The following is a 26,638-nucleotide window of genomic DNA, read 5'->3' on the forward strand; positions in this document are numbered from 1 at the left end:
CCTGGCGCAGAGAGCCAATGGACAGTCCCGGGCAGCGGGCGAGGGGATCCGGCGCCGCCCGCCAGCTGACAGACCTCGGAAGCGGAGCGCGCGTCTTCATCTGGGGGCATGGTTGAGGGCACGGGTGAGCTCTCGGTTGGCGGCCCGCGCAGCCTCCAACTCCTCTGCTTTCTCGCTGAGTTCACCCTGTTTATTTGCTAGTTCCTGCTCAAGCATGACGACCCGCCGCTGAAGCTGATCAAGGTCGGTTGAAGGCCCCATGCCCGATTCGCTCCAGGCGCTCTCACCCAGCTGCCCGGAGAGGCGCTTCTCGAGCTGGCGAACACGGGCCGCCAGACGCGTGTTCCTGGCGAGCGCGTTGGCGAGGTCGGCTTGGAGTGAGGCGCGACTGACGGCGGCCTGTCGGCTCCCGTCAACCGGCATGGTCGCCGCTGCATGGACGCGTTCGAGAAGGTCGCGGTGCCGGTAGAGGAAGGTGCGATCGACTCGGGCGGCCCTGGCCAGTCCGGAGACCGTAATGTCGTCGCCGGCTCTCAGGGCTGAGTCGAGCGCCTTGATCACACGCTCGCGACGCCGGACGGAATCGGCTCGTTTTCCGTCGATCATGGTGGATGTCATGCGGGCCTCTCGAGACGGAAGTCGGGCAGGGGCTGGCCGACTCGTGGCATGCCGAGGGAGACGGTCTGCCGGGAACGGCGGATGATGCTCACGGCCCGTTGGATCTCGGCGCGGTCTTCTTCTGTGAGGCTGTCGAGGTCTTCGCGGACACACTTGATCAGACGCCGGAGGCGAGTGATCTCCTGGTCTGAGGGCATCGCTTCGCTCTTGGCCCAGTCGTCCGCAGTGGCGAATGCGGCGAGGCGCTCACGGTTGCGGAGTAGGTCGGCCAAGTACGCCTCGAGGTCTGGCAGGTAGGACACGTCGGTGCGGAAGTGGCCGCAGCCGACGCAGCGGAAGCGCACCGGGCAGGCGTGTCCGCCGGCTGCAACGTTGGCCGGCTCGATGCAGACGCCGTAGGGAACCTTGGGTGACTGGCGACGAAGCCTACGGTCAGGACCCTCACCTGCGGCATGCCCTGGAGGCACGCGGCATCGGCTATGTGCTGGCCGTCGCCTGTTCCGCCCGGGTGCGGATCAACCACGGCCGCACCCTTGTCCGCGCGGACACCGTCACCGGCCGTCTGCCCGCCACGGCCTGGCAACGGCACAGTGCCGGTAACGGCGCGAAGGGCCCGCGCCACTACGACTGGGCCTGGGTCCACATCGGCAGCGGCAGCCACCGCCACCTGCTGATCCGCCGCAACCGCACCACCGGCGAACTCGCCTTCTACCTCTGCTGGTCACCCACCGCGGTGACGCTGGCCAAACTGGTCCGCGTCACCGGCATCCGATGGAGCATCGAGGAGTGCTTCCAGGCCGCCAAGAGCCACCTCGGCCTCGACCACTACCAGGTCAGGCACTGGACCTCATGGCACCGGCACATCACCCTCGCCATGCTCGCCCTGCCTTCCTGACCGCCCTCGCTGCCGACGCGGCCCCCGACCGGCCCGCCGACCAGCACCACCCGGCCCGCAGCAGCGACCCGATCTCCTTGACCGTCCCGGAGACCCGCCACCTACTCGCCATCGTGTTCCACTCACCGGCCATGACCGCAACCAGAATGCTGCACTGGTCCGCCTGGCGCAGACAGCACCAGGCAACAGCCCGACGCAGCCACTACCGACGGGCGCCTCGGCGAACCTGCTGGATAGGCCACGAAACCGCACTGGAGTATTAGGCGACCTTGGGGCCGCAGCGCATGCCGATGTAGACGCAGGCCGTGCCGTCCTCCAGCGTGGAGAAGACCACGGGCATGTAGTCCTCGCTGAACGCCGCGCCCACCCCGGTACCCGCGAAGACCGTCTCCGTCACCGGTACCAGGTCTATTTCCAGGGGCTTGGAGAAGTCCTTCATACCGTCGACGAACTCGTACACCGCGTGGCCCGCACCGTCCCGCTCGGTCACGGTGATGACCACGCCCTCGCGCCGGTACGTGCCGACGAACGGCGCGAAGTCGACCACGGGCGGCTGGGTAGGCGGGGCGAAGGGCTCCGGCATCGTCACCCCGGCCAACTCGGCGAGGAGTTCCCGGTAAAGCGCCGCGTACAGTTCACGCGCACCGCCGCCGTTGGTGAGCAGCGCGACCGCGACGCCCGTCGAGGGCACCACGCGCAGATAGCCGTACTGCCCGATCGAGGCGCCGTCGTGCCCGTATCCCTGGACGCCGTTCCAGTCGTACAGGGTCCAGCCCAGGCCCCAACCGTCCGCGCTGACGGTCCACTTGTCGGGGGAGTCGACCACACGCTGCTGCATCAGCGCGACCGTCTCCTCGGAGAGCACGCGCCTGCCGTCCTGCGCCACACCGCCGTTGAGGTGCATCTGCGCGAGCCGCGCGACGTCCCCGGCCGTGGCGATGACCCTGCCGTAGGGGCCCGCCGAGCGCGGCATCAGGTCCCAGGATGGTGCCGGTTCCGGGTCCTGGCCCGCCTTGCCCAGGTGCCCCATCGCCGCACGGAACCGCAGCGCCTCCTCGGGAAGCGTCATCGTGTGCGTGACGCCGAGCGGGGTGAGGAGCAGGTCTTTGAGGGCCTCGTCCCAGACCTGGCCAGTCACCACCTCGACGATCCGGCCGAGCACGTTGTACCCGACGCTGCTGTACGAAATGGCGGCGCCGGGCGGGCAGTCGAGCGCCACATCCTTCGCGGCCTCGACGTACTTGGCGAGGCAGTCGTCGCCGCGCCCGCTGTCGTAGGTGAAGTCGCAGGTGAGACCGCTTGTGTGGCTGAGCAGTTGGCGTGTGGTGATCGCCCTGGTCGCCTCGGGGTCGGCGACCGAGAACTCCGGCAGTACGTCCACGACCGGCGCGTCCAGGTCCAGTCGGCCGGAGTCGACGAGCCGCATGATCAGGGTGGCGGTGTAGACCTTGGCGATCGAGCCCATCTGGTAGACCGAGTCGGTCGTCGCCGTGACGCCCGTGCCGCGGTGGAGCACGCCACTGGCCAGCTCGTGGACGGTCCCGTCCACGAGGACCGCGAGGGACGCGGCCGGAACGTGGTGCTCGACGCGCAGTGCGTCGAGACGGTTCTGCCAGTGGACGAGGTCCAGCTTCTTGCCCGCCGAGCCCCTGGTCCCCCAGTCGCCCTTGGCTTCCCAGTTGCCCTGCACGTCCCAGCTCACGTTCTTCGACATGTCAGCCCCTATCTGGTGCGTACGACGTTCTTCGATGCGAACACTGTACGCATAACGTAACGCTGTACGCAAGATGCGTACGGTGTGCGCTAACGTGGTGGGGACGATGAACGTGGGACGAGCAGAGACGAGGGCCGCATGCCAGCCGACGAGAAGCCGACCGCCTCGGTGTGGACCCGGCCGCGCCCCCGGCAGCGGGAACACATGACCCGCGAGCAGATCGTCGCCGAAGCGATCCGCCTGCTGGACGCGGAGGGCGTCGAGGAGCTCAGCATGCGCAAGCTCGGCACCCGCCTGGGCACAGCGGCCACCTCCCTGTACCGGCACGTGGCCAGCAAGGACGAACTGATCGAGCTGGTCGTGGACGACGTCTACGGCGAACTGGACGTACCGACCGCCGTCGATGGGACCCGGTGGCGCGCGGCAGTCACCCGCACCGCCACCGAACTGCGGGAGATGACTCTGCGCCACCCATGGATTGCCCCCGAACTGGGCCAGGTCGGCCTCGTCCACATCGGCCCGAACGCCATGCGGATGTCCTCGGCGCTGCTCGCGCAGTTCGAGGCGGCGGGCTTCCCCGCGGACGAGATGGACCAGGCCATGGGCACACTCATGGCCTACGTCATCGGGATCGCAACCGCCGAGGCCGCGTACCTCTCACTGATCGCCCGCAGCGGCAAGACCGAGCAGGAGTGGGTGGCGGGCCTGCGACCGGCCTTCGACGAGGCCACGCGGGAGCACCCGCGGCTGCGTGCGGGAAGCTCCGCCCAGCAGGATGTGCCCCCGCAGCGGATCCGCGATGACAACTTCGCGTACGGGCTCGACCGGGTCCTCGATGGCCTGACGGCCCGACTCACGCCCTAGTTGCGGTTGCAGTACTAGGTCTCACCTGCGCGGCCGTGGGAGAGGCCAGCTTGAGCGTCGACGAGGAAGGGGTACCGGGGCGGGAGATGACGTCGCGGCCGAATTCGGAGCTTCTTGGGCGTCTCGTTCACTCTCAGGCTGGCTAGCGGTCGAGCGTCGCGCGTGTCGGCCCGTCACGTTGACATGGCTGTCACCGATGTTGAAGTCCCGCAGGAGGATCTCCAGTACTTCAGCACGCTCAGGCGTTCCAGCGGCTTCAAGTTGCCTCTGCGCCTCTCGCACCAGTCGTTCGATCTCGATGCGGGCTCGCCTCTCCATATTCTCGCGCTCGGCTTGGGCCTGCTTGGCTGCTTGCTCAGCCTCGGCGCGGTAGCGATCTCCCTCTTTGACCAGGCGATCCACGGACTCCGCAGCGTTTGCTCGGTGCTCTTTGGCCTTCTCGATCGCGCCCTGTTCAATCTCGGTCGCGCGCTCTGTGGCTTTGCGTATCAGCTCCTTGGCCCTGTCGTTGGCCTCCTGGATGATCTTGTCGTGTTCGATGCGCCCCTCGAGTTCGTGCCGATCAGCATCAGCTCGCGCCACAGCGACAACGGTGTCCGCTTGCCGCTGTGCGGCAGGCAACCGCTCGTGCAACTGCCGAAACTGCTCTTGCACCTGGCTCAGGAGAGTCCGCACCTGCGCTTCCTGCGCAGCCGCCTTCTCTATCCGCTCACCAGCGGCTTCGTCAGCGGACTTGGCCCTGGCGATGACCGATTCCGGGTGTTTGGTCAGAGCACGCAGCGTTTCGTTCTCGTGCTCAAGACGCGCGATCCGGGCTTCTGCGCTGTCGCCTTGCCGCGCAGCCGCCGCCTGCCATTCCGCCTCTGCCTCTTCGAGGTTCTTCAGCCGCACCAGCCACGGTCCGGGATCTCCCGCGAGAGCCTGCACAACGTCGCGAAGAAAATCTACAGGCGGGACACGCTTGGCGTTGAACAATTCCGATAAACGCGGCTGCGGGTAACCGGACGTTTCGGCGAGTTTAGTGAAGGGCGGCGCGTCAGCCTCCTCCCATAGCGAGCGGAGGCTCTGCACAAAGACGGTCAAAGGGCGTCCGTCATCTGGCAGTGGATTGAGCTTCCGTCCCATGCGCAGCCCCCGACTTCGCCTCACGACAGACCGCTCATTGTTCCCGGTGGGGCGCAGATAATCCACTGTATGTACGTTCTTCTTGCTCGATAAATATCGAACAAAGATCTTCTTCGCGTACTTCGTCGCTCCAGCGCGACCGGAACGAAGATCCCGATAGCGGCGCGATGCGGAGGTAACCCCTCCGCATCGCTCATTGTTCGCCATTTATCGCGGCACTCATACCGGATTTGGCCCGAAGATCAGCGCGTCTTCTACTGATGGTGCACCCAGCAACGCGCGGCACCAGGCCACCGGGAAGCCGCCTTCGAGCGAGGTAGAGGGAGGTCTGCCTCCGCCTAGGCGTGTGGCCCCGGACCTCAGTCCGGGGCCACAGCCTGTGACATGAGCCGTGTACACGGCTCACACCGAGAACCAATCCGATAGCTCGCCAGGAAAAATCTCTTGGCGGAGGCCTCGCGAGCTCCTGTTCTCAGCAAGGACAACCAATGATGCCCTGCCTTACTTCCTGCCCGATGCGAAACGCCATGCATTCCGGCAGCGGTCTGTTCCAGGCCAGCGGGTCTCAGACTAGTTTCAGCAGCTCATGGACCTGGGCCGCCGTGATCGCGCTGGCCAGCCTCCTCATCGGGACCTACTTCTCCGTCGACCAGATCCGCAAGCGCAAGCGCGACAGGAGGGCCTCCGAGCTCAAGCCCGACTACGAGCTGCTCGACAACGTGGCCGTCCTCCTTGACAACCTTGAGAGCTTGCCGGTAACGAAGGCGGACATCAAGAGCTTGGACGAGCAGTGCAGTCGCATCAAGCAGGCCGAGAAGCGCTGGCCGAAGATCGCGTTCGGGACGATCGTGGCGAACCTCATAAAGTATGAGACGACCGTACTGCCCGACGACTTCGCCAAGAAGCTCACCAGGAAGAAGGCTTCCCTGGAAGAGCTTCTGACCCTCTCCCGCCAGCAGGGCGCAGCACTCGCCGGAGTTCGCACGGCAATCGATGCGGTGCAGCGTGACATCGAGCAGCGCAGCACCCGCTGACGAAGCCAAATCGCGAACTCTGGTTCACCAAACGCGGCAGGGCTCGCGCCCCTGGTAAGGCAGGCGGACACGGTCGACGCCACCGTGGTCGGCTTCGCCGGGAGTGCACGCCATCCGAAGACGCTCGCCGTACGGCTACGTGACGGACGTGTCGCGCTCTCCCAGGGGCTGGCCACGGCGCTCGCCTCCACCATCAGCCCGCGCCTGCTCCCCCAGACCGGGCGCGCGTTCACGAAGGGTGGACAAGGTCGCCGGCGACACCGATGCCGTTCAGAAGGCCCTGGTCGACCAGGGCTTCAAGAGCGCCGTCGTCGCGCACGGCCAACAGGTGGGCATCGAGGTGGAGATCGTGGAGCGTAATCCGGTGCAGACCGGGTTCGCTCCCCAGGCCAAGCGGTGGATCGTGGAGCGCGCCTACGGGATCTTGATGCTGCACCGCAGACTGGTGCGCGACTACGAGCACCTGCCCCGCACCTCCGAGTCGCGGGTGTACTGGGCGATGACCGCGGTGATACTCCGCCGGCTGACCGGGGCGACCGCGCCGGCCTGGCGCACCGCATGACCGGCGGGGAGTTGACGCTCGGCGCGGTGCTGGCGCGACTTGAGGGGCGGGAGCGGGAGCTCGCCGCGCAGGCCGAGGCGGCCAAGGAGCGGATCGCGGAACTCTCCGCGCAGCTGGAGGAGCTCGACCGGGCCGCCGAGCAGGTCCGGATCACCCGCAAGACGCTGCTGGAGCTGCCCGATCCGCAGCCGCCCGCGCCGTGGGCTCCGAAGCTGCCGGACCATCCGGCCTACCAGCAGATCATGGCGGTGTTCGCCGCGGCCGACACCCCGCTGCGGGCCCGGCAGGTGTGCGAGGCGATGGACCTGGAGATCGCGCCCAACAACATCAACAACACCCGACTGAAGCTCAAACGGCTTGTCGAGCGCGGGATCCTGGCCGAGACCGGGCAGGGCTTGTTCACCCAGCCGCGGCCGTGAGCCGCCCGGCGTCGCCGCGACCTGCCCACTCACCCCAGAGGAAGCGGCGAATCATGCGTCAACCCTCATACCGCCCTCTGACAGCGGGCAGGCCAGCCATTCCTCGTCCCCTCGATCGCGCTGTTCGTCTTGTGCCCTCGTTCGCCCTGAGTGCGGCATGAGCGGGCGCTTGCCGATCGCTATTGCTGGAGGCTAGGAGGAGAACAGCTTCCAGTGCCCCTCGGAGACGACGTCGACGGTGCCGTCGGTCACTGTGATGGCGGTCTCGTCGTCGATCGCGTACGCCGGACCCGGGATCTCGGCCGCCCATCTCTCTGCGTCGGCCATGGTGTTCTCCGGAAGGAGCTCGTGATCCAGGTGCGGGAAGATCGAGAAGTCGACGATGCCCAGTGTGCTGTCGCCACCGGTGGGCGGCTTCCACTCGACGAAGTCCTCCCCGATACGGGGGGTCATCACCATGCTCCCGGCGCTCAGCCCCACCCAGACGGTCTCGCGCAGCGACGGCAGGAGATCCGCCAGCCCGGACTGCCGCATCCAGTGGCACAGGAACAGGGCGTCGCCGCCATTCACCAGCAGGACGTCTGTCTCTCGGACCCAGGGGACCCAGCGTTCTTCGTCGATGCTGGGCAGTGCGGTGAGCTCCAGCACTCCCAAGGACTTCCAACCCAGCTCACACATGGGTGTGGAGGACTGACCGGTGATGAAACGCCATGCCCCAGCAGGACTGCCCTGGGGGTGCCCGTACCCCGCAGTGGGGATACAGAGGGCGTTGGAGTCGGCGATCGGTTTGCCCAGTAGGTCGACCAGCGCGTTGTGGATGCTCGTGTTCTTGATGCCGGCGGAAGTAAGAAGAAGCCTCACGCTGCCCCCAGGTGTCATTGGCGGGGCCAGAGTACCTGCGACGGCCGCTCTTGCAGGGCTTGCGCTCGCTTACGGTGTTCGGCCCAGCACGCCCGAGCCCGCCGACCTGCTGGGATACCGCAGTCCCATACGTTCAGATGACGACAAATCACCTACCAACTCACATACCGCCCTCTCAGTGATGCCGAAGTCTTGGAGCGGTCGAAACCGCATCACCCGCAGCAGCAGGGCTATCGGGTCTTGCTGGCGCCGCCGTTGATGTTGAGGACTTGGCCCGTGATGTGGCGGGCGGCCGGAGAGGCGAGGAAGGCGACGGCGCCGGCGATGTCTGCCGGGGTGCCGGGGCGGCCGGTGGCGGTGGCGGCGATGAGGGTGGCGCGGCGTTCGTCTGAGAGTTGGTCGCGGAAGAACTCGGTGTCGGTGATGTAGCCGGGCGAGACCACGTTGGCGGTGATGTCGCGGGGTCCGAGGGCGTCGGCAAGGCTCAGGTTCCAGGTGGCGAGGCCCGCCTTGGATGCGCCGTACGAGTCGGCTCCCTGGTCGGCCGCGATGGAGCCGAGGTGTACCACCGCGCCACCCGGGGCGAGGCGGTCGTCGAGGGCCTTGGTGGTGAGGGCGGCGCTGACGAGGTTCGCGTCGAGGTTGGCGCGGAAGTCGCGGGCGTAGGAGGCGAGATCGGTCTTGCCATCGGTGTCGAAGATGATGTTGCCGCCCGCATTGTTGACCAGTACGTCGACGCGCTCGGGGAGTTCGGCCACGAGCCGAAGGAGGGCCTCTGGGTCGGTGTGGTCGCAGATCAGGGGACGGACGCCGGTTTCGGCCGCGAGGTCGTCAAGGGGGCCGGGGCGACGGCCGGTGACGATGACGGTCTCGTTCTGGTCGGCGAAGTGTCGGGCGATGGCGCGGCCGATGCCCGTGCCGCCGCCGGTGACCAGGATGGTGCGTGACATACGATGAGCCCCTAGATTCAGGTCTAAATTTAGAGCTAAACGTAACATTGGAGAGGGTCGGTATGGCAAGGGAACCCCTCACGCCGGAGGGCGTGGGCTACCCGACGGACGGCGCGTCCACGTACCCCGTGCAGGACATCGCGGCCTCCTGGGAGCGCGAGCGGCCCGGCACGCCCGTCGCGTCGATCGGGATCGTCACGCCCATCTGGCGGCTGGCGAAGCTGCTCGGCGACGACCGGCGGCGGATCCTCGCGCGGGCCGGGGTCGATGCCGCGACCCTCGACCTGCTGAGTGTTCTGCGGCGCAGCGGCAAGCCGTACACACTGAGCACACGCGAACTCAGCCGTCGGTCGCTGGTCACCGCGGGTGCCATCTCGCAGCGCGTCGCCCGCGCCGAAAACGACGGGCTCGTCACCCGCCGGCCCGGACAAGGGCGGCCGCGCACGGTCCTGGTCTCCCTGACCCAGGCCGGGCACGACCTGGTCGAGACCACCGTTGACCACGTTCTGGGCCGGGAGGCCGAACTGATCGACGGCCTGACGGGCGAGCAGCAGGCCCAGCTCACCGAGCTGCTCCGGGTTCTGCTCCAGGATGTTCAGCGCCGGCTCGGCGACGACCGTATTTCCCATGTCGGCGAGGAGTGACAGGCGTACTGCCGGGCGGCCCGTGCCACCGGAGAAGACCTCGTACGTCTGCGCCCTGGGCGTGCGGCTCCCCGTGGTGGGCTCATGGAGATGAAGATCTCGGCAACAAACCAAGACAGCCCGGGGGACCACCCTGGCTAGCTACGTGCGGTGCAGACCCACCGGATCATCGGCCCGCCGCCCCGCTCCTGCGCGGGGTCGTCTGCGGGAGGTCGTCTTCCTGGAGATTCAGTCCGGCCCACATCAGCCTCTCCCAGATGTCATCCGCGATCACGCGCGGGTCCGGGCCGAGCAGGCCGCGATGCTGCGCGGGGTGCCGAGCGCCCGCTGCGGATCGAAGCGCCGGGGTATCAACTCCCACTCCTGCAGGTCCCGGAAGAACGTACGGACCGCGGTGAGATGCCCGGCCTTGGACGGCGCCTCCATGGGTTTGCACAGGCGGTCGGTGAGGCTGGCGGTGCGCTGGAGGTAGTCTCCGACCCTCATCCGGTCCACCGCGGCGACCCAGGTCGCGCAGGTCTTGCGGGTCCAGTCGGCCGGATCGGCGGCCTCGGGATGCTCGGCCTCGATCCAACGGCCGGCTTGAAGAGTGTGGCTCGCAGGTTTCTGCGGGTGTGGGGTGTGAGCGTGGAGGTGTCGTACCACCGCTCCACCCATGCCGCCCAGACCTGGGAGCCTCAGCTCGCGCAGGACTGGTGATGGCCCGTCATCTGCTGGGCGGGTCACAGAAGCCCAGCCCGGCGACGGCCCGCTGCATGGGCATGCAGCGTGTTGCCCCGCGCCGCGGGCAGCAGGCGCTCGGCGCGGATGCGCTCGAACAGGGCCGTGGTCAAATCCTCCAAGTGCGGGCTGCGGTTCAGCAGCAGCACCTGACAGACCACCATCGGCAGCAGTTGGTCGTCCTCACGGCCCAGCTGGTAACCCCACCCGGCCAGCACCGTGCGGATCCGGCGGGTCTCACCGTCCACGCGATCGCGGCCGAAGACGCGCCAGGCCAGCGCGAGCCGACCGAACTTGCCCAGCTTGTAGAAGTCAGCGAAGCCGCCGAGCAGGAAGGCATGCGCGGCCAGTTGAGGGCGCGCCGCCTTCTCCGCCCGGGCAGAGACGCTCGTACGGAAGCTCGCAAGATCCTTGCCGAGCAGGCCGACCCACTCCTCGCCGCTCCAGGCCCAGTACGAGCGCCCGGTCTGCGCGTATCGCAGCAGGACCACCGCGGCGGCGCCCAGCCGTGCCCGGCGCCGGTGGGGTGTGGCCGGCTCGTGCAGGACGGCGGCCGCGTCATCGATCGGACCATCACGCCCGCATCTGCAAGAGGCAGCCATACAAACACGCGGGCCGTCGGTACCGCATCAACCCGTCCGGATACAGGGGCCGCGTCAGCCGAGCAGGACACCTGTGTGGCTCTCCAGGGTCTGAACGAGCCGAGCCTGGAACTCCCCGTCTCGCGACGCCGGATGCGGTGTCTGCGTCCGCTGGTGATACCAGTAGCCGCCCGTGTCCGGTGTCACGTCGTCATGGGTGGCGAGCCACAACTGCGTCTGGTGCCCGGCGGCCAGGTCATCCGAGGCGCCGGGACCGCCCATACGCGTGGGAACCCACCCTGGATCGACGGCATGGCTCGAGGTTCCTTCCCACCGGGACGCGAGGGCGAGGGCGAGGGTGGTGACCCACAGTTTGCTGTCGTTGTAGGAAGCGGTGCCGGCAGCCAGCCGTCCCAGGTCCGTTGAGCCCGTGCGGTGCATCGAACTGCTCAGGTAGATGAGCCTGCCCGGCTTGTCCATCAGGGCCGTCAGCATGTAGGGCGCGACGGTGTTGACCGTGACCGCCTCCGGAGAGTGCAGGACGCCCGCGTTGTGGATGACGGCGTCGAAACGCCCGAACTCAGCGGCCTGCCCGGCAATACCGCGGATCTCGTCCAGCTTGGCGAGATCCCCGACCACGACGCCTTTCCACCGTGCGGTGTCATCCACATAGGTGAGACGGGCCGGACTGCGGACGTGGATGACCACGTCGTGCCCGTCGTCGGCCAACGCCATCGCCGTGTTACGCCCCAGTCCACTGGATGCCCCCGTCACCAGAACCAGTGCCATACGCGTCCTCTCCCGTCCGTGTGATGTCTCGGTACGGTGCAATGGAAACCGACCGGCAGTGCCCGCCACCCGCCACGGCGTGCACGACTCCACCCACCCGGACCACAGCCCCACGGCCCAGCCACCAGCCGACCGGATTGAACTCGACGTCCGAATGAGGCTTCCCCTTCCGACGATCCATTCGCCGGAACAGCCGGGGACCGAAGCCAAGCGGCAGAAGCCGCGAAAGCGTCGCCGCGGGCCGACAACTCCCCCACCAGGCCGTACAGGTCCCAGTCGTGAGGACTGCGGCCCGCCTCAGTGCACAGAACGACCACCGCCATACCGACGATGAGATCCCGCCCACGGCAGAAGCGCCACGCCACAGGGTCGTGTTCCATCTCCAGACGAGGGGTCGGGATCGGGCCGTCGCCCTCACGAAAGCCGCTTGGCCCCGCGCCGAGAAGGTCGTGCTTATGGGGGGGTAGAAACTCAACCTCCCTCCGCGGCGAGGCGCGGCTACCGTGGTTCGCATGGAGCCCAGCCCCGAAAACCGCGCCGATATCCGGGACTTCCTCGCCAGTCGGCGCGCGAAGATCACCCCGGAGCAGGTCGGGCTGCCGTTCAGTGGGCGGCGCCGGGTGCCGGGGCTGCGGCGGGAGGAGGTCGCCGTGCTCGCCGGAGTGAGTACCGAGTGGTACACGCGGCTGGAGAAGGGGCATATCAGCGGTGTGTCGGAGGACGTTCTCGACGCGGTCGCCAAGGCGCTGCAGTTGGACGAGGACGAGCGCACCTACCTCTTCGACCTGGCCCGGGCGGCCCGGCCCGCCCGCCGCACGCTGCCTCGCCGCAAGGATGTGGAGGTGTCGCCCTCCGTCCAGTGGATGCTCGACTCGATGACGATGTCCGCCGCCTTCGTACGCAGCGGCCGAGGGGACATCGTGGCGAGCAACGCGTTGTGCCGGGCCCTGTACGCGCCGATGTTCGACAGCGACACCACCGATGAGCGGGGCCGGGCCAGCTTTCCCCGCTACTTCTTCCTCGATCCCGACTCCGCGCATTTCTTCGTCGACTGGGACGAGGGCGCGAGAGTCACCGTCGCGCTGCTGCGCGCCGAAGCCGGGCGGGAGCCCTACGACCGGGCCCTGCGTGAGCTCGTCGGTGAACTGTCCACGCTGAGCTCCGAGTTCCGCGCCATGTGGGCGGCGCACGACGTCCGCATCCGCCACGAAGGGATCAAGCGGCTGGAGCATCCCGAGGTGGGCCGCATGGAGCTGTCTTTCCGCTCCCTGGACCTGCCCATGTGCCAGCGTGCGGTGCACGACCTGATCATCTACACCGCTGAGCCGGGCACGCCTTCCGAGGACCGGCTCAAGCTGCTCGCCAGTTGGGCGGCGTCCGGGCCCTCGGCCACCGAGCCCACCCGGCACAAGCGTCGCTGAGAGCCGAGAGCCGGTTCTACGGGCACATCGAGGCGCTGGCCGCCACCTCAGGCAGGGGCGCGTTCAGCGTCGGCCCCGCCAGACGCAGGCCGACTCCCCACATCACGACGTCCGTCCACGACGACCGTCGCGCGCGCAGCCGTTGATGTCCCGTTCACTCTCCTGCGTCAGCGAATCGTCGTGCCGTCGGGCTGGTCGAACAGGCCGAGTTCGTCCTGTGTCGGGAGGCCCTCCCAGTCGCCCCGGGTGGCGACGGCGAAGGCCGCGGTGGTGACGGCTCGGTGCAGGCGGGCCGGGATGTCCGTGCCGTCCAGGAGTCCGGACAGGTATCCGGCCACGAAGGCGTCGCCGGCGCCGACCAGATCGACGGCGTCGACCTGTCGTGCCGCGCAGTCGGTTGTTCCGTCGGCGGTGAAGCTGGTCGCACCGCGTGCGCCACGTTTGATGACCACTTCGTTGACGCCTACGGCCAGGAGGCTCTGCACGGCCTCCGACTCGTCCGCGTCGGGCCGTTCCAGTAGCAGCGGCAGCTCGTCCTCGGAGGCGATGAGCAGGTCGGTGTGGGCCCTCATCGGCCTGAGGACGGTGCGGGCGCGGTCGGTGGTCCACAGCCGGGAGCGGTAGTTGACGTCGAGGCATACGGTGATGCCGGCGTCGCGGGCTTTCGTGGCGGCGGCGAGGACGGCCTCGGCCGCCGACGGGCCGAGCGCCGGCGTGATGCCGGTCAGATGCAGGACGCGGGAACCCGAGGCCAGTGCGGGCAGTACGTCGGCCGGTGACACGGCCGAACCCGCCGAACCGGCACGGTAGTAACTGACCCTGGTCAGCGTGCCCAGACGGGGTTCGGTCAGGAGCAGCCCCGTGGGCCGGCCGGTGTCGTCGGTGACCGCATACGTGGCGTCGATGCCTTCGGCCCGGAGCGTACGCAGCACAAGTACGCCGAGTTCATCCGCACCGACCCGGCCGGCCCAGCGCACCCGGTGCCCGAGCCGGGCGAGACCGATCGCGACGTTGGACTCGGCTCCCGCCACGGACAGGCCGAGGCTGCCGCCGAGCCGCAGCGCGCCGTGGGCCCGCAGCGCCGCCATCGTCTCGCCGAAGGTCACCACGTCGGGCGAGGCCTGGCGATCTCCTGTCGTCACGGCGTCTCCCCCGCGGCCACCTTGCGGAACTCGGCCGCGCGAGCGCGGAGTTGGTCCAGGTCGCCGCCGTCGGCCGCGTCTCCGACGAGGGGTGAGCCGACGCCGACCGCGAGGGCGCCGAGGTCCAGGTAATCGCGGGCGGCCTGCGCGTCCACTCCGCCGACGGGTACGAAGGGCACCTCGGGGAAGGGGTCCCGCAGGGCCCGCAGATAGCCGGGACCGCCGAGGGAGCCGGGGAAGAGTTTGATCGCGGCGGCACCGCGCGCGAGGGCGAGTTCGATCTCGGTCGGCGTCAGGGCACCCATCAGCACGGGGACGCCGCACGGCTCCAGCCCGTCGACCAGTGCCGGGGTGACGAGGTACGAGGCCCCGGCGTCCACGGCGCGGGCGGCGTCGGCAGGCCAGCGCACGGTTCCAGCGCCGAGGAGCGCTTCGGGGCCCAGTTCAGTGCGCGCCTGTCTGATCACGGTCAGAGCGTCGGCGGTTGTCAGCGAGACCTCGACGGCCGCGATGCCCTCTTCAGCGAGGGTCCGTACGGTGCGCAGTGCCGCGGCGGGGGCCTTGCCGCGCACGATCGCCAGCAGGCGGTGGGCTCGGAGCGATTCCACCAGGTTCATGGGCACAGGTACTCCTCGGGCTCGTGGGGCGCGGGGGTCCGACGGAGACTCACCACGTGGTGAGCGGCCCGTCGGCTCCCCGCCATACGGGGTCGCGCCAGCATTCTCCGGTCTCGGCGGCATGGCGTACCGCTTTCTCGTCGATCTCGACGCCGAGGCCCGGGACCGGAGCTGGCGATGGCGTAGCCGCCCTCGAAACGGAAGGGTTCGGGGTCCAACACGTACTCGAGCAGGCCGGCCTGCTGGTGGTAGTGGATGCCCATGTACGCGACGGCGGCCACCTGCTCGTGCCGTTTTTCTCCGGCCTCGTCGACGACTGCGACCGGGTTCACCTGGGCGGGTACCCGCGCCACTGCGCGAACTACTGGGCTTGCGCGTCGAGGAGTTCTAGCCGCTGGCGGAGAAGGGGACGGTGGACGTCCGGCATCCGGACGGCACGGTCAGCCGTGCCGACCTGTGGTCGTAGGTCGTCGGGTCTGAAGGGGCCGAGGCGGTGGCCCCTATCGATCCTTCCGCTGGCCGCCGCGATGCTCGTCCTGCAGCGGTATTGGCGTTCCGGTTTGAAGCAGGGCAGCGTCAAGGGCCGATCTTCCGACTAGAACGTTATACCTCTCGCGTTCGACGAGCCCTTGACAGAGGCCTGCGGCGGCTGGCGTACTGCTGAGAGTGGTATAGAACGTTCTAGTTCTCCGGGTGTCCGGGGAGAGGAGAGCCGCGATGCGAGCCGCGACCTACGCACTGGCGGTCTGTGCGGAGATGGTTTTCCGCGACCTGCCGATCGAAGAGCGCGCCCGGCGTCTCCATGAGGCCGGCTTCCAGGTCGAGATCTGGGACTGGACAAAGCATGACCTCGACGCGCTCGCCCGGACTCCCGCCGAGTTCGTCTCCATGACGGGGTACGTGAGCGGCAGCCTCACCGATGAGGACGGGGCCGCCGAACTGCTGCGTACGGCTGAGGAGTCACTCAAGGCCGCCGAGCACCTGGGCTGCACACGGCTGAACCTCCACGGAACCGGGCTGGACGGCCAGGGCCTGCCCGTGGTGCCGGTGTCCGGGGAACCCACCGGCGCTATGTGGATGGCCGCGCAGCGCACTCTCACGCGGATCGCCGAGCTCGGTGAGAACGCCGGAGTCACCTTCACCCTGGAGAACCTGAACACCGCGATCGACCACCCGGGCGTGCCCTTCGCGAAGGCCGCCGACACCCTCGCGCTGGTCGCCGCCGTGGACCGGCCGGGGCTGCGTATGAATCTGGACCTGTACCACGCCCAGATCGGCGAGGGGAACCTGATCGAGCTGGTCCGCAGGGCGCACGGCGCGGGACTCATCGGGGAGATCCAGGTAGCCGATGTGCCGGGTCGCTGCGAGCCGGGCACGGGTGAGATCAACTATCCGGCCATCGCCCGGGCTCTGGCGGACATCGGTTACGAGGGCACCGTCGCCATGGAGGCATGGGCCTCCGGCGACGGCGACAGCGAAAGCAACAGCGAGGCCGCGCTGGAGCGGTTCCGGGGCGCCTTCACCCTCTGACAGGAACGTACGCGGGACACCCAGCACCCCCTCTCAACGGCAATCGCCACCACCCGAGTCACGACGAAGATCACGGAGCACCCGCCATGACCTCCACCCAGTCCCTCGCAGTCGGCCTCATCGGCGCCGGACGTATGGGCTCCTTCCACGCCGAGACCCTGGCCCGCCGCCTGCCCGGCGTACGACTCGCCGCCATCGCCGATCCCGCACCAGGCGCTGCCAAGGAACTGGCCACGCGCCTCGACTGCCCCAAGACGTACACGGAGATCGGCGACCTGCTCGCCGACGCCGAGGTCGAGGCGGTCGTGATCGTCACCCCGGCCCGCACCCACGCCGGACTGGTCGAGGCGGCGGCGCGCGCGGGCAAGGCGGTCTTCTGCGAGAAGCCGATGGCCGTCACCCTGGACGCGGCCGACCGCGCCATCGACGCCGCGCGTGAGGCGGGCGTGGCCCTCCAGGTGGGCTTCAACCGCCGCTTCGACCCGGGCTTCCACGCCGCCCACGAGAAGATCACCGCCGGTGACATCGGCACCCCACAGCTGCTGCGCTCCCTCACCCGCGACCCCAAGCTGCACAACCCGTCGCGCATCCCGCCGTGGACGATCTTCCTGGAGACGCTCATCCACGACTTCGACGTGCTGCGCTACCTCAACCCCGGCTCCGAGCCGGTCGAGGTTTTCGCGATGGCCGACGCCCTGGTCCGGCCCGACTTCAAGGACCAGGGACTGCTCGACACCGCCGTGGTGACGATCCGGTTCGACAACGGCGCCATCGCCACCGCCGAGGCCAACTTCCAAGCGGTGTACGGCTATGACGTCCGCGGTGAGGTCAAGGGCTCGAACGGCATGCTCACCATGGGCGACCTCCGCCGCACCCACCTCACGGCGTACGGCCCGGCCGGCACCTCCGCCGAGTGCGTCCCGTACGACCAGGACCTCTTCCACGCGGCTTACGTCGCCGAACTGGCCGAATTCACCGACAGCGTCCGCGACAAGCGCACCCCCTCGGTGACCGGCGAAGACGCGCGGGCCGCGCTCGGCATGGCACTCGCCGCGATCGGTTCGATCACCACGGGCGGCGCTGTTCGCGTGGGTGATGTCGGCGAGAGCCCCGCAACCGTGGAGCCGGCGTCGTCCCGCTGAGCGCACACCCTTGAGTGGCGTCGCTGCCCGCCCGTGCTGCTGGTCACCGAGACCTCCGCGCTCAGGCCAGCAGCGGCAGCCGCACCCTTGGCAGCCTGAGGCGAATGAGCAACGTCGCTGCTCGGGGCGGGCATTGAGTTGCGGACGAGACCGGCAGCAGCCCCGACGCGACTCACCCCGTCGGCTACGACTGCCTTGCGCGCGATCCCTGTCGGCGATGGCACAACCGAGCCGGTCGCACCCGCTCCGCCCGGCGTACGGGGCAGAGGCAGCGAAGGTGACGAGCGGGGAGCCGGTGGGCGAGGGCCCGGGCGACGCACAACCACCCCATCACTCCGGCGCCGGCACAAAACAGCGGCGAGAAACTGCTTCACCGGCCACGGACCGCACTCCCCCGCCGCAAAAGGCTAGAACGTTTTACAATCGGCGCCCAAGCGACTAGCCCCGACCACGCACGGAGGACAAAGTGCCGGCCAGCTCAGCGGCCCCCGACGGTAAGCGGCCGACGCTTGCAGACGTGGCGGCGCGGGCGGGTGTGTCCACGGCGCTGGTGTCCATCGTGATGCGCGAGGCGAAGGGCGCGAGCGCGGCAACCCGCGAGCGCGTTCTTCAGGCCGCGCGGGAGATCGGTTACCGTCCGGACGCCCGGGCGCGGCTGCTGCGCAGCCAGCGTTCCCGGCTGCTCGGGGTGCAGTTCGGCCTCCAGCATCCGTTCCACACCGACCTGGTGGAGGGCCTCTACGCGGCGGCCGAACCGGCCGGCTACCAGATCGCGCTGAGCGCCGTGGCCGCCGGGCGCGGCGAGCAACGCGCCGTCGAGACGCTGCTCGACGACCGCTGCGAGGCGCTGATCCTGCTCGGCCCGCAGGCCCCGGCCGCGCAACTGGCGAGGTTGGCCGGGCAGTTGCCGGTCGTCTCCGTGGCCCGGCGGCTACGGCCTTCCATTCCGGGCCTGGAGGTCGTACGGACCGCCGACGACAAGGGAGCCCGCCAAGCGGTGGACCACCTGGTCGAGCTGGGCCACCGGGACATCGCCCACATCGACGGCGGCCGGGCACCGGGCGCGGCCGACCGGCGCCGCGGCTACCGCACCGCCATGAACCGCCACGGCCTGGCCAGGCACATCCGCATCCTCCCCGGCGGGCTCACCGAGGAGGACGGCGCCGATGCCGCCCGCGCTCTGATGGCCGACCGCCCGCACCCCACCGCCGTGATGGCCTTCAACGACCGCTGCGCGACCGGCGTACTCGACGTCTTCCTCCGCGCCGGCGTCGCGGTCCCCGACGACATCTCCGTCGTGGGCTTCGACGACAGCCACCTGGCCCGACTGGCGCATATCGACCTCACCACCGTCGGTCAGAACATCCCGCGCATCGCCCAACTCGCCGTCGGCCGGGCCATCGCGCGCCTCGAGGCCGATGAGACCGCAGATGAGACGGCTGCCGTCGGGGAACAGGTCATCGCGCCCCACCTCGTCGTCCGGAGCACGACAGCTCCGCCCGCTGAACCCCGCTGAACCCCGCGCTTGTCTTCAAGCGCGGGGCACCACGGCTATCGCACCGCTGTCACTTCCTCCAGGCCCAGTGCAGGCGGTCGAGCCCGCTCTGGTTGTTCAGCTTCAGGCTGAGCTTGGTGCCCGTGCCCTGGAGGGTGGTGAGGGAGTAGGTGTCACCGTTGCGCAGGCCGGGCCAGTAGACCGAGCCCAGGCCCATGTCCCGGATGATGTCGGTCGCGGCCTGGATGTAGGCGACCTCGTTGGAGCCGTTGACCGGGCCGTTGTAGTCCAGGCCGGTGGTCATGGAAGCGCCGAACTCGTCGAGGATGGTGCGGGATGCGCAGTCGCCGATGCGCTCCTTGAAGTCCGCTTTCCACTGGTCGACGCTGGTCCAGTCGGTGTGCCAGAAGCCGTAGTTGTGCAGGGCGATGCGGGTGCCGTTGAGGCGCGGGTCGGCGCACACCGGCTTGACGTCCTCGCTGTACTTGTAGCCTCCGATCACCATCCGGTCGCGGGGCACCTTGCGGTGGGTGGTCACCCACTTCGCGGCGATGTCGGTCCACTCCTGGGCGGTGTAGCCGAACGGCTCGTTCATCGGCTCGAGGTACACCTTGGAGTTGCGGGCGTAGGCGGAGGTGATCCGCGCCCACATCCGGTCCCAGGAGGCCTGGTTGTCGATCTTGCCGTCCTTGGCGTTGTCGCCCTCCCAGTAGCCCAGGATGACCTTGAAGCCCTTGGCGGTGGCGGCGTCGATCGCGCCACGGTACGACTTCCAGAAGGGGCCGTTCACGGAGCTGGGGTTGACCGGCAGCCGGACCGTGTTGGCACCGAGCTTGGAGAACCCGCCGATGATCGCCCGGGACTTGGCGTAGGTCGTGGCGTAGCTGTCGGAGGTGGACAGGCCTGAGGGTACGACCGCGTCGTCGGCGTAATTGTCGCGCGGGTCGGCCCAGTTGACGCCTTGGAACGCGCTGACAGGCGGAGGCGAGGCGTGACCGGAGGAGGCTGCGGGAGCGGCGGACGCAGGGGAGGCGAGGGCTCCGCAGAATGCCGTGGCGGCGGCCAGCAATGCCCCCAGGCAAGCTGTCCCGCGAGGGTTCTTTCGTGGCACGACATCCCTTTCTGTGCAGTTGTGTCCGCGAAACCTCGACTACAGGTCAGGCGGCTCTGTGGCTCCCGCAACGTAGAAGAGACCTCGAACAGAGGTCAACACATCTGCACACCAAATCTCATCAAGAACGCAGGACCACAAGCTGCCCACGTCCCGCACCCAGCCACGACGGACCCGCAAGCGACACACGCGGGGACAGCTCCGTGCCGTTCGCAACGGCCGCATGTGCGCGTGGGGCGGCCAGGGACCGCGTCCCCAGACGAACTGGCCCGATCCGGTCCGGCGACTGCTCGCTGAGACGCGCCACGCCCGCGTACCTTCGTAGCAGGCTCCGAGGTCTTTACCGACGAGCAAGCACGATGGCGGCGTCCTCGCCTCTGCTACCAAGGCTGACTGGAAGGCACGCAGAACATGAGCAGGCAACGCGACCGCTGGGCGGAACTGACAGGCGGACAAGCCGGAGAGAAGTACGCCCAGCGTTTCGCGCGGCTCGCCGAATCGGGCCATGACATCCACGGCGAGGCCACCTTCTGCGCCGCACTGCTGAAGCCCGCCGCCCGGATCCTCGACGCCGGCTGCGGCACTGGCCGGGTCGCGATCCGGCTCGCCGAGCTGGGCCACCACTGCACCGGCGTGGACACCGACCTTTCCATGCTCGCTGTCGCCCGCGGTGACGCCCCCGCGCTGGAATGGGTCCACGGCGACCTGGCTCACCTGGATGCCCTTGGCCTGAAACCGGGCTTCGACCTGGTGGTTGCCGCCGGGAACGTCATCCCCCTGCTGGCCTCCGGCACCGAATCAGCCGTCGTACAGCAACTGTCCGCCGCCCTGCGTCCCGGCGGACTGCTGGTCACGGGCATGGGGCTGGACGCGGCACACCTGCCGCTGCCGGAACCTCCAGTGACTCTGACGGAGTTCGATCACTGGTGCACCCAGGCCGGGCTGACCCTGAGCCAGCGCTACGCCACCTGGGGCGGCGAGCCCTATTCTCAGGGCGGCGGCTACGCCGTCAGCGTGCACTCCCGCCCCACCACCTGACCGTGCCGTCGCGCACCAGTTCCCGCTGCCGGCGCTCGGAGGCTTCGGGGTGTCGGCGGTGATGGTGACCCGGCCGTCGGCGGGGTCCACGGCGGCGTACTGTCCGGTGAGCACGGAGCGCAGCAGTACGGAGCCGTCGTCAGGGCCGATTCCAGTCGGCAGGTCTCGTGGATCTCTCAGCTCTTGAGCAGTTCCTGGTCGGCCACCATTGAGGCGTCGTCCTTGAGGCTCAGCTAGCGGCCGTCGGCGGTGGAGCGCAGGGTCAGTGCGCCGCCGCCCCAGTCGGTCACGTCGAACGCGGCCTTGCCGAGCGGTTCACCGGTGGTGCGGGAGCGCAGCGCGATCCGGTCGGCGTCCTCCACGCGGATCACCTCGCCGCCGTGGCAGCCGCGTGCCGCGTTAAGTACGGCGGCGATGCGGACCTGGTAGGGCATGGTGCCGCCGTACCGGTCCTCGTACAGCGTGTCGGCGAGCGGGCCGATGACGGCGATCCGCGGTGTGCGCGACCGATCGAGGAGCAGCAGCCCCTCGTTCTTGAGCAATACGACCGACTCGGTCGCGGCCTTCCGGGCCAGGGCACGGTGCGCGGAGCAGTCGATCACCTCGGGGCCGTTCCCGGCGTACGGGTCGAGATCGGGATCGAACTCGCCAAGCCGGAAGCGGAGTTCCAGCTGTCGTCGCACGGCGCGGTCCACGTCCCCCTCGTCGATCAGGTCGCTCTCCAGTGCCTCGCGCAGCCGAGAGGTCATGGTCGCGCTGTCCTCGTGCTGGTTGGTGAGGTTGTCGATGCCGGCTTTGAGGGCAGCCGCGTAGCCCTCGGGGTGGTCGTCGAAGTAATGCTCCAGGTCGACGAGGTTGGAGGGCGCTTCGGCGGCGCTGACCGCGAACAGTTCGCGCCCGGTCGGCCCGGCCCAGCGGCGGAGTTCTGCCTCGACGAGCGGACTCACGTGACAGGAACAGCCGTTGACCAGGTTGTACGCGCGGCCATGGCGCCGGTCGCGGCGCCGGAGGCGACGACGGGGCGGAAGGCGGCCAGGTCGTACTCCTGGAGCACGCACGGGCGCAGCCCGGAGGAGGTGGTCCGGCGGTCGTCCTCGTAGGCGAGGAAGTGCTTGAACACCGGGGCGGCGCGCAGGTAGGTCTGGTGGCACCCGGACAGGCCGCTGCAGAACGCCTCGCCGATCCGGGCGGTGTACACCGGGTCCTCGGAGTAGCCCTCCTCGTTGCGCCCCCAGCGCGGGTCGCGCAGCAGGTTGAGCACGGGCGCCGAGGCCTGTCGCCACCCCGGGCCAGGAGACGCCGTGCAGGGCCTCGCTGCCGGTGCGGAAGGGGCGATGCCGAGGCGCGGCACGGCCGGTGCGTACTGATGCAGCATTGCGAAACGTTCGTCGAGCGTGAGCCCTTCGACCAGGTTGTCGATGCGCTTCGACACGGCACGGGCGGGATCATGGAACGCGGGCCGGTCAGCAGCGGGCGGGTGAGCAAAACCCACCGGATGGCAGCATCAACATGCGGAAGGCAGAGGAAAGTTGGGGAAGCACATCGACGCACCCACCCCCCATCACAGGGTGTCAATGCTCCGAACTGAAGAAAGTTTCTTCATGTTGGACCCCTTGTTTCGAACGAAACAGCTCGTTAGCTTCCACCTCCAAGTGAAGCGCTTCGACAGTTGTGCCGCCACCGAGCGTGATTCCCGTGCGATCCCGACTGCGATCCCTAGGGCGAAAGGGCCACCCTCATGACTCAAGAGTTCAACCGCAGAAGGTTCGTCGGCGCGGCAGCGTCGGTCGCCGCGGTCGCCGCAGCGGGTCCCCTGCTGTCGGCCTGCGGAGGCGGGGGCGAGCAGAACACCGGCGGCAACTCCAAGTCCGGCCTGAAGGCGGCCCTGCCGGACTACGTACCGCGCAACGCTGTCAAGCCCGACATTGCGCCGGTCCAGGGTAGCGAGGGCGCGGTGACGGACCCGGGCTTCCTGCGCTACCCGTCCGAGCGCGCGACGACCGTCGACGGGGTGCCGGGCAGCGGAGGAAAGTACACCGCGGTCACTCCGCTGTGGGGCACGGTGCCGTCGCCGGGCAACTCCTTCTACCAGGCCATGAGCAAGGCGCTCGGCGTCGAGCTGACGATGAAGCCTGCCGACGGCAACAACTACGCCACCATCGTGCCGACCATGACGGCGGCCAAGCGGCTGCCCGACTGGATCCAGCTGCCGACCTGGTGGAACAGCAACCTCAATGTGGGGCAGCTGGCCGGGTCCCAACTCGCCGATCTCACCCCGTACGTGTCCGGCGACAAGATCAAGAAGTACCCGAACCTCGCCGCCCTGCCGACCGCCGCCTGGCACGTCGGCGCCTGGCGGGACAAGATCTACGGCATACCCTGCTCCGCCAGCCGCTTCGTGGTCCCCGGCGCCACGTTCTACCGGCGGGACATCCTGGAGGCAAAGGGCATCACGGCCGATCAGGTCAAGTCCGCCGCCGACCTGATGAGCCTGGGTAAGGAACTCACCGACGCCAAGCGGGGCGTGTGGGCCTTCGACGACGTATGGACCTATCTCTACCCCCTCTTCGGCGCGGCCCAGAAGTGGCAGGTCGAGGACGACAAGCTGGTCCACGTCTTCGAGACACCGCAGTACCTGGAGGCGCTCGACTGGCACCACAAGCTCGCCAAGTCCGGCTACATGCACCCCGATGCGCTGGCCGGCGACAACGCGGGCAGCCTCACCCGCTTCTACTCCGGCAAGGTGCTCATCAGCGGCGGCGGCACCGGGGCCTGGACTCTGGCCGACCATGAGTCCGGCCGGGCGGCGAACGAGAACTACCGGCGCGGCGCGTTCGACGTCTTCGCCGCCGACGGCAAGAGCACCCCGCGTACCTTCATGGGCGCCTCCACCAGCCTGGTCAGCTACTTCAACGCCAGGCTGAAGCCCGCGCAGATCAAGGAACTGCTCGCGGTCGCCAACTACCTTGCCGCGCCCTACGGTTCACGCGAGTACACCCTTACGAACTTCGGTGTCGAGGGCGTGCACCACACGCTGAAGGACGGTGTTCCGACGGCCACCGCCGAGGGCAAGAAGTCCACCCAGGTGCCGACGTACCCCTTCCTCGCCTCGCCGACCGCCGTGATCAGCAGCATGGGCGCTGAAGACGTCACCCGGGACTACGCCGCCTGGCAGGCCAGGAACGTCAAGCGCCTGTACAAGCCGGTCTTCTGGAACATGAACATCGCGATGCAGCAGCAGATGGCCACGGCCGAAGCGGCGCAGTCCGTCAACGACACGGTCAAGGACTGCTACTTCGGCAAGAAGTCGGTCAAGGACGTCCAGGCCGCGATCTCGAGCTGGCAGTCGAGTAGCGGGGACCGGCTCAAGCGCTGGATGACCGAGAACGTCCTGGAGAAGTACGGGACCGGCCAGTGAGTACCACCGACGCATCGACGCCCACCAAGCGGCGTCGGGCCCGGGCGCCTCAGGCCGAGCCGCCTGATGCGCGGCAGCCTCAGCGGCTCACCTGGCGGATGAGGCTGCGCCGCGACCGCTCGCTGCTGATCATGACGGTCCCTACGGTCGTCCTGCTCCTGGTCTTCAACTACGCACCACTGGTCGGCCTCGTCACGGCCTTCCAGTACTACGACCCGCTGACCGGAATCCGGAACAGCGAGTGGGCCGGGCTCGACCAGTTCCAACAGCTCCTGAACGACGTGCAGTTCTGGGGTGCGCTGCAGAACACGCTCTATCTCAGCTTCGTCCAGCTGATCCTGTTCTTCCCCGTACCGATCGCGCTGGCGCTGCTCCTCAATACGCTGCTCAGCGAGCGGATCCGCAACTTCATCCAGTCGATCGTCTACCTGCCCCACTTCTTCTCGTGGGTCCTCGCCATCACGATCTTCCAGCAGATGCTGGGCGGCGCCGGCGTGCTCAACCACTTCCTGCGCACCCACGACATCGGCACGTGGGACATCATGACCAACCCCGACACGTTCGCCCTTCTGGTCACCTCGCAGGCGATCTGGAAGGAAGCGGGCTGGGGGATCATCGTCTTCCTCGCCGCGCTGGCCGCGATCAACACCGATCTGTACGAGGCGGCGGCCGCCGACGGCGCGGGCCGGTGGCGGCGCACCTGGCACATCACGCTGCCGGGGCTGCGCGGGGTCATCGTCCTGATGCTGGTCCTGCGCCTGGGCAACGCCCTCACCGTCGGGTTCGAGCAGTTCCTGATCCAGCGCAACGCGGTCGGCCATGAGACGGCCGACGTGCTCGACACTTTCTCCTTCTACTACGGCATCGCCACCGGCAACTACGGCTACGGCGCGGCGGCCGGCCTCTTCAAGAGCGTGATCTCACTGCTGCTCATCTGGGGCGCCAACCGCCTGGCCCACGCTTTCGGCGAGGACGGGTTGTACCGGAAATGACGAACATCTTCACGATCAAGGCGGAGCGGGCGCCGTGGGAGGAACCGCCGACCGCGCTCGGACAGACAGCCAAGGGCCTGACGCTGACCGCCGTGGTGGGCGCGGTGCTGATCCCGCTGTGGATCATCGTCGTGACCAGCCTGTCGACCTCGGGCTCCATCAACCGGGCGGGCGGCCTGGTCCTGTGGCCGGACGGCCTGACGCTGCAGCCGTACAAGGAGATGCTGGGCGAGCCGACGGTCCGCACGGCGCTCCTGGTGAGCCTCGGTATCACCGCGGTCGGCACCGTGGTGTCGATGGTGATCTCGGTGCTGTGCGCGTACGGCCTGTCCCGTCCGCATTCGTACGGGCACCGTGTCGTGCTCTGGCTACTGATCGTCACGATGTTCGTCAGCGGCGGCCTGATCCCCACCTTCCTGGTCGTCACCGGGCTCGGCGGCTACGGCCAGTTCTGGGCGCTGATCCTGCCGAGCGCGGTCTCCGTCTTCAACATCCTGGTCCTGCGCGCCTTTTACTCGTCGACCTCGTCCGAGCTGATCGACGCGGCGCGCATGGACGGCGCGGGCGACTGGCGGATCCTGTGGTCCGTGGTACTGCCCACCTCGCGCGCCGTGACCGCGGTGATCGCCCTGTTCTACGGCGTGGGCTACTGGAACTCCTTCTTCAACGTCATGTTGTACATGCCGACGGACAGCGAGAAGTGGCCGTTGCAGTACGTGCTCCTCACCTACGTGAACCGGGGCATCGGGCTGCCGGGCCAGACCAACGGGGGCTTCGGCGACACCCAGGCACAGACCGCCCCGCTCTCGCTGCAGATGGCGGTGGTCGTCCTCACCCTGGTGCCGCTGCTGATCGTCTACCCGTTCCTGCAGAAGCACTTCCGCAGCGGTGTCCTCACCGGCGCGATCAAGGGCTGACCTGCCCTGTTCTCCCGCCCCACTGTGAAAGGACCGTTG

27 protein-coding genes and 1 pseudogene are annotated in these 26,638 nt (G+C 68.5%); 14 read left to right on the top strand and 14 right to left on the bottom strand.

The features are described 5' to 3' along the window. Nucleotides 1-96 precede the first annotated feature (96 nt). Both ACQEVY_RS00755 and ACQEVY_RS00760 read right to left on the bottom strand, forming a co-directional pair. Complete coding sequence (locus ACQEVY_RS00755) at nt 97-618, bottom strand: DUF6262 family protein (protein ID WP_432943680.1); 522 nt, start codon at nt 616-618, stop codon at nt 97-99. Then, the gene (locus ACQEVY_RS00760) at nt 615-962 is read right to left on the bottom strand and encodes a transposase (RefSeq protein WP_432943682.1); all 348 of its coding nucleotides are present in this window, start codon (nt 960-962) and stop codon (nt 615-617) included. The genes ACQEVY_RS00755 and ACQEVY_RS00760 overlap by 4 nt, the downstream gene beginning before the upstream one ends. Nucleotides 963-1,024: 62 nt before the next feature. Here ACQEVY_RS00760 and ACQEVY_RS00765 point away from each other — a divergent pair. Further along, nucleotides 1,025-1,776: pseudogene (locus tag ACQEVY_RS00765) on the top strand (IS701 family transposase); the annotation flags it as partial. Here the strand turns inward: ACQEVY_RS00765 and ACQEVY_RS00770 are convergent. Next, nucleotides 1,773-3,227, bottom strand: a complete 1,455-nt coding sequence (locus tag ACQEVY_RS00770) for a serine hydrolase domain-containing protein (protein ID WP_432943684.1) — start codon at nt 3,225-3,227, stop codon at nt 1,773-1,775. The pseudogene ACQEVY_RS00765 and the gene ACQEVY_RS00770 overlap by 4 nt on opposite strands. Nucleotides 3,228-3,365: 138 nt before the next feature. Here ACQEVY_RS00770 and ACQEVY_RS00775 point away from each other — a divergent pair, with 138 nt between their 5' ends. Then, nucleotides 3,366-4,091 carry a TetR/AcrR family transcriptional regulator gene (locus ACQEVY_RS00775; RefSeq protein ID WP_432943686.1) on the top strand — a complete coding sequence of 242 codons (726 nt, stop codon included), beginning with the start codon at nt 3,366-3,368 and terminating at the stop codon, nt 4,089-4,091. 21 nt (nt 4,092-4,112) lie between these two features. On the opposite strand, the gene ACQEVY_RS00780 is transcribed toward ACQEVY_RS00775, so the two are convergent. Beyond that, entirely contained in the window at nt 4,113-5,423 is a 1,311-nt protein-coding gene (locus ACQEVY_RS00780) for a hypothetical protein (RefSeq protein WP_432943688.1), read from the bottom strand. Between the two features lie 395 nt (nt 5,424-5,818). Here ACQEVY_RS00780 and ACQEVY_RS00785 point away from each other — a divergent pair, with 395 nt between their 5' ends. From ACQEVY_RS00785 to ACQEVY_RS00795, 3 genes are all read left to right on the top strand, one after another. Next, a complete protein-coding gene (locus ACQEVY_RS00785; RefSeq protein ID WP_432943690.1) occupies nt 5,819-6,250 on the top strand; it encodes a hypothetical protein in 432 nt (143 codons plus the stop codon). Between the two features lie 238 nt (nt 6,251-6,488). After that, nucleotides 6,489-6,812 carry a transposase gene (locus ACQEVY_RS00790; RefSeq protein ID WP_432943692.1) on the top strand — a complete coding sequence of 108 codons (324 nt, stop codon included), beginning with the start codon at nt 6,489-6,491 and terminating at the stop codon, nt 6,810-6,812. Further along, nucleotides 6,809-7,231 carry a hypothetical protein gene (locus tag ACQEVY_RS00795; RefSeq protein WP_432943694.1) on the top strand — a complete coding sequence of 141 codons (423 nt, stop codon included), beginning with the start codon at nt 6,809-6,811 and terminating at the stop codon, nt 7,229-7,231. Before ACQEVY_RS00790 ends, ACQEVY_RS00795 begins: the two co-directional genes overlap by 4 nt. Before the next feature lie 192 nt (nt 7,232-7,423). On the opposite strand, the gene ACQEVY_RS00800 is transcribed toward ACQEVY_RS00795, so the two are convergent. Together ACQEVY_RS00800 and ACQEVY_RS00805 are read right to left on the bottom strand one after the other, a co-directional pair. Continuing rightward, nucleotides 7,424-8,092 (bottom strand): Type 1 glutamine amidotransferase-like domain-containing protein, encoded by a 669-nt coding sequence (locus ACQEVY_RS00800; protein WP_432943696.1) that lies wholly within the window; start codon nt 8,090-8,092, stop codon nt 7,424-7,426. Between the two features lie 230 nt (nt 8,093-8,322). Beyond that, entirely contained in the window at nt 8,323-9,042 is a 720-nt protein-coding gene (locus tag ACQEVY_RS00805) for an SDR family NAD(P)-dependent oxidoreductase (RefSeq protein WP_432943698.1), read from the bottom strand. A 62-nt stretch (nt 9,043-9,104) separates the two neighbouring features. Here ACQEVY_RS00805 and ACQEVY_RS00810 point away from each other — a divergent pair, with 62 nt between their 5' ends. After that, entirely contained in the window at nt 9,105-9,686 is a 582-nt protein-coding gene (locus ACQEVY_RS00810; RefSeq protein ID WP_432943701.1) for a MarR family winged helix-turn-helix transcriptional regulator, read from the top strand. 270 nt (nt 9,687-9,956) lie between these two features. On the opposite strand, the gene ACQEVY_RS00815 is transcribed toward ACQEVY_RS00810, so the two are convergent. The 3 genes from ACQEVY_RS00815 to ACQEVY_RS00825 form a co-directional block, all read right to left on the bottom strand. Then, nucleotides 9,957-10,343: a hypothetical protein gene (locus tag ACQEVY_RS00815; RefSeq protein WP_432943703.1), complete on the bottom strand. Its 387-nt coding sequence runs from the start codon at nt 10,341-10,343 to the stop codon at nt 9,957-9,959. 65 nt (nt 10,344-10,408) lie between these two features. Then, the gene (locus ACQEVY_RS00820) at nt 10,409-11,008 is read right to left on the bottom strand and encodes a hypothetical protein (RefSeq protein WP_432943705.1); all 600 of its coding nucleotides are present in this window, start codon (nt 11,006-11,008) and stop codon (nt 10,409-10,411) included. Between the two features lie 54 nt (nt 11,009-11,062). Then, nucleotides 11,063-11,776 (bottom strand): SDR family NAD(P)-dependent oxidoreductase, encoded by a 714-nt coding sequence (locus ACQEVY_RS00825; protein WP_432943707.1) that lies wholly within the window; start codon nt 11,774-11,776, stop codon nt 11,063-11,065. Between the two features lie 512 nt (nt 11,777-12,288). Here ACQEVY_RS00825 and ACQEVY_RS00830 point away from each other — a divergent pair. After that, nucleotides 12,289-13,197, top strand: coding sequence for a helix-turn-helix transcriptional regulator (locus tag ACQEVY_RS00830; protein ID WP_432943709.1), 909 nt, complete (start codon nt 12,289-12,291; stop codon nt 13,195-13,197). Nucleotides 13,198-13,364: 167 nt separating this feature from the next. On the opposite strand, the gene ACQEVY_RS00835 is transcribed toward ACQEVY_RS00830, so the two are convergent. Together ACQEVY_RS00835 and ACQEVY_RS00840 are read right to left on the bottom strand one after the other, a co-directional pair. After that, complete coding sequence (locus ACQEVY_RS00835) at nt 13,365-14,285, bottom strand: sugar kinase (RefSeq protein WP_432954997.1); 921 nt, start codon at nt 14,283-14,285, stop codon at nt 13,365-13,367. A gap of 50 nt (nt 14,286-14,335) precedes the next feature. Then, nucleotides 14,336-14,956, bottom strand: coding sequence for a bifunctional 4-hydroxy-2-oxoglutarate aldolase/2-dehydro-3-deoxy-phosphogluconate aldolase (locus tag ACQEVY_RS00840; RefSeq protein WP_432943711.1), 621 nt, complete (start codon nt 14,954-14,956; stop codon nt 14,336-14,338). Between the two features lie 717 nt (nt 14,957-15,673). On the opposite strand from ACQEVY_RS00840, the gene ACQEVY_RS00845 reads away from it, so the two are divergent. The 3 genes from ACQEVY_RS00845 (at nt 15,674) to ACQEVY_RS00855 (ending at nt 19,144) form a co-directional block, all read left to right on the top strand. Beyond that, nucleotides 15,674-16,486 (top strand): TIM barrel protein, encoded by an 813-nt coding sequence (locus tag ACQEVY_RS00845; protein ID WP_432943713.1) that lies wholly within the window; start codon nt 15,674-15,676, stop codon nt 16,484-16,486. Between the two features lie 86 nt (nt 16,487-16,572). Then, nucleotides 16,573-17,628 carry a Gfo/Idh/MocA family oxidoreductase gene (locus ACQEVY_RS00850; protein ID WP_432943715.1) on the top strand — a complete coding sequence of 352 codons (1,056 nt, stop codon included), beginning with the start codon at nt 16,573-16,575 and terminating at the stop codon, nt 17,626-17,628. Nucleotides 17,629-18,094: 466 nt separating this feature from the next. Next, complete coding sequence (locus ACQEVY_RS00855; RefSeq protein WP_432943717.1) at nt 18,095-19,144, top strand: LacI family DNA-binding transcriptional regulator; 1,050 nt, start codon at nt 18,095-18,097, stop codon at nt 19,142-19,144. 49 nt (nt 19,145-19,193) lie between these two features. Here ACQEVY_RS00855 and ACQEVY_RS00860 read toward each other — a convergent pair whose 3' ends face one another. Next, entirely contained in the window at nt 19,194-20,234 is a 1,041-nt protein-coding gene (locus tag ACQEVY_RS00860) for a glycoside hydrolase family 5 protein (RefSeq protein WP_432943719.1), read from the bottom strand. Between the two features lie 411 nt (nt 20,235-20,645). On the opposite strand from ACQEVY_RS00860, the gene ACQEVY_RS00865 reads away from it, so the two are divergent. Further along, nucleotides 20,646-21,272: a class I SAM-dependent methyltransferase gene (locus ACQEVY_RS00865; RefSeq protein ID WP_432943721.1), complete on the top strand. Its 627-nt coding sequence runs from the start codon at nt 20,646-20,648 to the stop codon at nt 21,270-21,272. Between the two features lie 233 nt (nt 21,273-21,505). Here the strand turns inward: ACQEVY_RS00865 and ACQEVY_RS00870 are convergent, their stop codons facing one another. Both ACQEVY_RS00870 and ACQEVY_RS00875 read right to left on the bottom strand, forming a co-directional pair. Beyond that, the gene (locus ACQEVY_RS00870; protein ID WP_432943723.1) at nt 21,506-22,219 is read right to left on the bottom strand and encodes a hypothetical protein; all 714 of its coding nucleotides are present in this window, start codon (nt 22,217-22,219) and stop codon (nt 21,506-21,508) included. Beyond that, the gene (locus tag ACQEVY_RS00875) at nt 22,216-22,704 is read right to left on the bottom strand and encodes a glycoside hydrolase family 3 N-terminal domain-containing protein (RefSeq protein ID WP_432943725.1); all 489 of its coding nucleotides are present in this window, start codon (nt 22,702-22,704) and stop codon (nt 22,216-22,218) included. Before ACQEVY_RS00875 ends, ACQEVY_RS00870 begins: the two co-directional genes overlap by 4 nt. A gap of 306 nt (nt 22,705-23,010) precedes the next feature. Between ACQEVY_RS00875 and ACQEVY_RS00880 the strand changes: the two genes are divergently transcribed. Genes ACQEVY_RS00880 through ACQEVY_RS00890 form a run of 3 tightly spaced genes read left to right on the top strand, consistent with a single transcriptional unit; the run spans nt 23,011 to nt 26,599 of the window. Continuing rightward, nucleotides 23,011-24,690 (top strand): ABC transporter substrate-binding protein, encoded by a 1,680-nt coding sequence (locus ACQEVY_RS00880; RefSeq protein ID WP_432943727.1) that lies wholly within the window; start codon nt 23,011-23,013, stop codon nt 24,688-24,690. After that, the gene (locus ACQEVY_RS00885; protein WP_432943729.1) at nt 24,687-25,682 is read left to right on the top strand and encodes an ABC transporter permease; all 996 of its coding nucleotides are present in this window, start codon (nt 24,687-24,689) and stop codon (nt 25,680-25,682) included. Before ACQEVY_RS00880 ends, ACQEVY_RS00885 begins: the two co-directional genes overlap by 4 nt. Continuing rightward, on the top strand, nt 25,679-26,599 hold the full coding sequence (locus tag ACQEVY_RS00890) for a carbohydrate ABC transporter permease (RefSeq protein ID WP_432943731.1): 921 nt from the start codon (nt 25,679-25,681) through the stop codon (nt 26,597-26,599). The genes ACQEVY_RS00885 and ACQEVY_RS00890 overlap by 4 nt, the downstream gene beginning before the upstream one ends. Nucleotides 26,600-26,638: the final 39 nt, after the last annotated feature.

The organism is Streptomyces sp. CA-288835 (assembly GCF_050936385.1).
Classification (GTDB): Bacteria; Actinomycetota; Actinomycetes; order Streptomycetales; family Streptomycetaceae; genus Streptomyces.

Coding starts and splice junctions, on each gene's coding strand:
- ACQEVY_RS00755 (WP_432943680.1), bottom strand. CDS start 618: ATGACATCCACCATGATCGACGGAAAACGAGCCGATTCCGTCCGGCGT.
- ACQEVY_RS00770 (WP_432943684.1), bottom strand. CDS start 3,227: ATGTCGAAGAACGTGAGCTGGGACGTGCAGGGCAACTGGGAAGCCAAG.
- ACQEVY_RS00775 (WP_432943686.1), top strand. CDS start 3,366: ATGCCAGCCGACGAGAAGCCGACCGCCTCGGTGTGGACCCGGCCGCGC.
- ACQEVY_RS00780 (WP_432943688.1), bottom strand. CDS start 5,423: ATGGCGAACAATGAGCGATGCGGAGGGGTTACCTCCGCATCGCGCCGC.
- ACQEVY_RS00795 (WP_432943694.1), top strand. CDS start 6,809: ATGACCGGCGGGGAGTTGACGCTCGGCGCGGTGCTGGCGCGACTTGAG.
- ACQEVY_RS00805 (WP_432943698.1), bottom strand. CDS start 9,042: ATGTCACGCACCATCCTGGTCACCGGCGGCGGCACGGGCATCGGCCGC.
- ACQEVY_RS00810 (WP_432943701.1), top strand. CDS start 9,105: ATGGCAAGGGAACCCCTCACGCCGGAGGGCGTGGGCTACCCGACGGAC.
- ACQEVY_RS00815 (WP_432943703.1), bottom strand. CDS start 10,343: ATGGGTGGAGCGGTGGTACGACACCTCCACGCTCACACCCCACACCCG.
- ACQEVY_RS00820 (WP_432943705.1), bottom strand. CDS start 11,008: ATGGCTGCCTCTTGCAGATGCGGGCGTGATGGTCCGATCGATGACGCG.
- ACQEVY_RS00825 (WP_432943707.1), bottom strand. CDS start 11,776: ATGGCACTGGTTCTGGTGACGGGGGCATCCAGTGGACTGGGGCGTAAC.
- ACQEVY_RS00830 (WP_432943709.1), top strand. CDS start 12,289: ATGGAGCCCAGCCCCGAAAACCGCGCCGATATCCGGGACTTCCTCGCC.
- ACQEVY_RS00835 (WP_432954997.1), bottom strand. CDS start 14,285: ATGGCGGCGCTGCGGGCCCACGGCGCGCTGCGGCTCGGCGGCAGCCTC.
- ACQEVY_RS00840 (WP_432943711.1), bottom strand. CDS start 14,956: ATGAACCTGGTGGAATCGCTCCGAGCCCACCGCCTGCTGGCGATCGTG.
- ACQEVY_RS00845 (WP_432943713.1), top strand. CDS start 15,674: ATGCGAGCCGCGACCTACGCACTGGCGGTCTGTGCGGAGATGGTTTTC.
- ACQEVY_RS00850 (WP_432943715.1), top strand. CDS start 16,573: ATGACCTCCACCCAGTCCCTCGCAGTCGGCCTCATCGGCGCCGGACGT.
- ACQEVY_RS00865 (WP_432943721.1), top strand. CDS start 20,646: ATGAGCAGGCAACGCGACCGCTGGGCGGAACTGACAGGCGGACAAGCC.
- ACQEVY_RS00880 (WP_432943727.1), top strand. CDS start 23,011: ATGACTCAAGAGTTCAACCGCAGAAGGTTCGTCGGCGCGGCAGCGTCG.
- ACQEVY_RS00890 (WP_432943731.1), top strand. CDS start 25,679: ATGACGAACATCTTCACGATCAAGGCGGAGCGGGCGCCGTGGGAGGAA.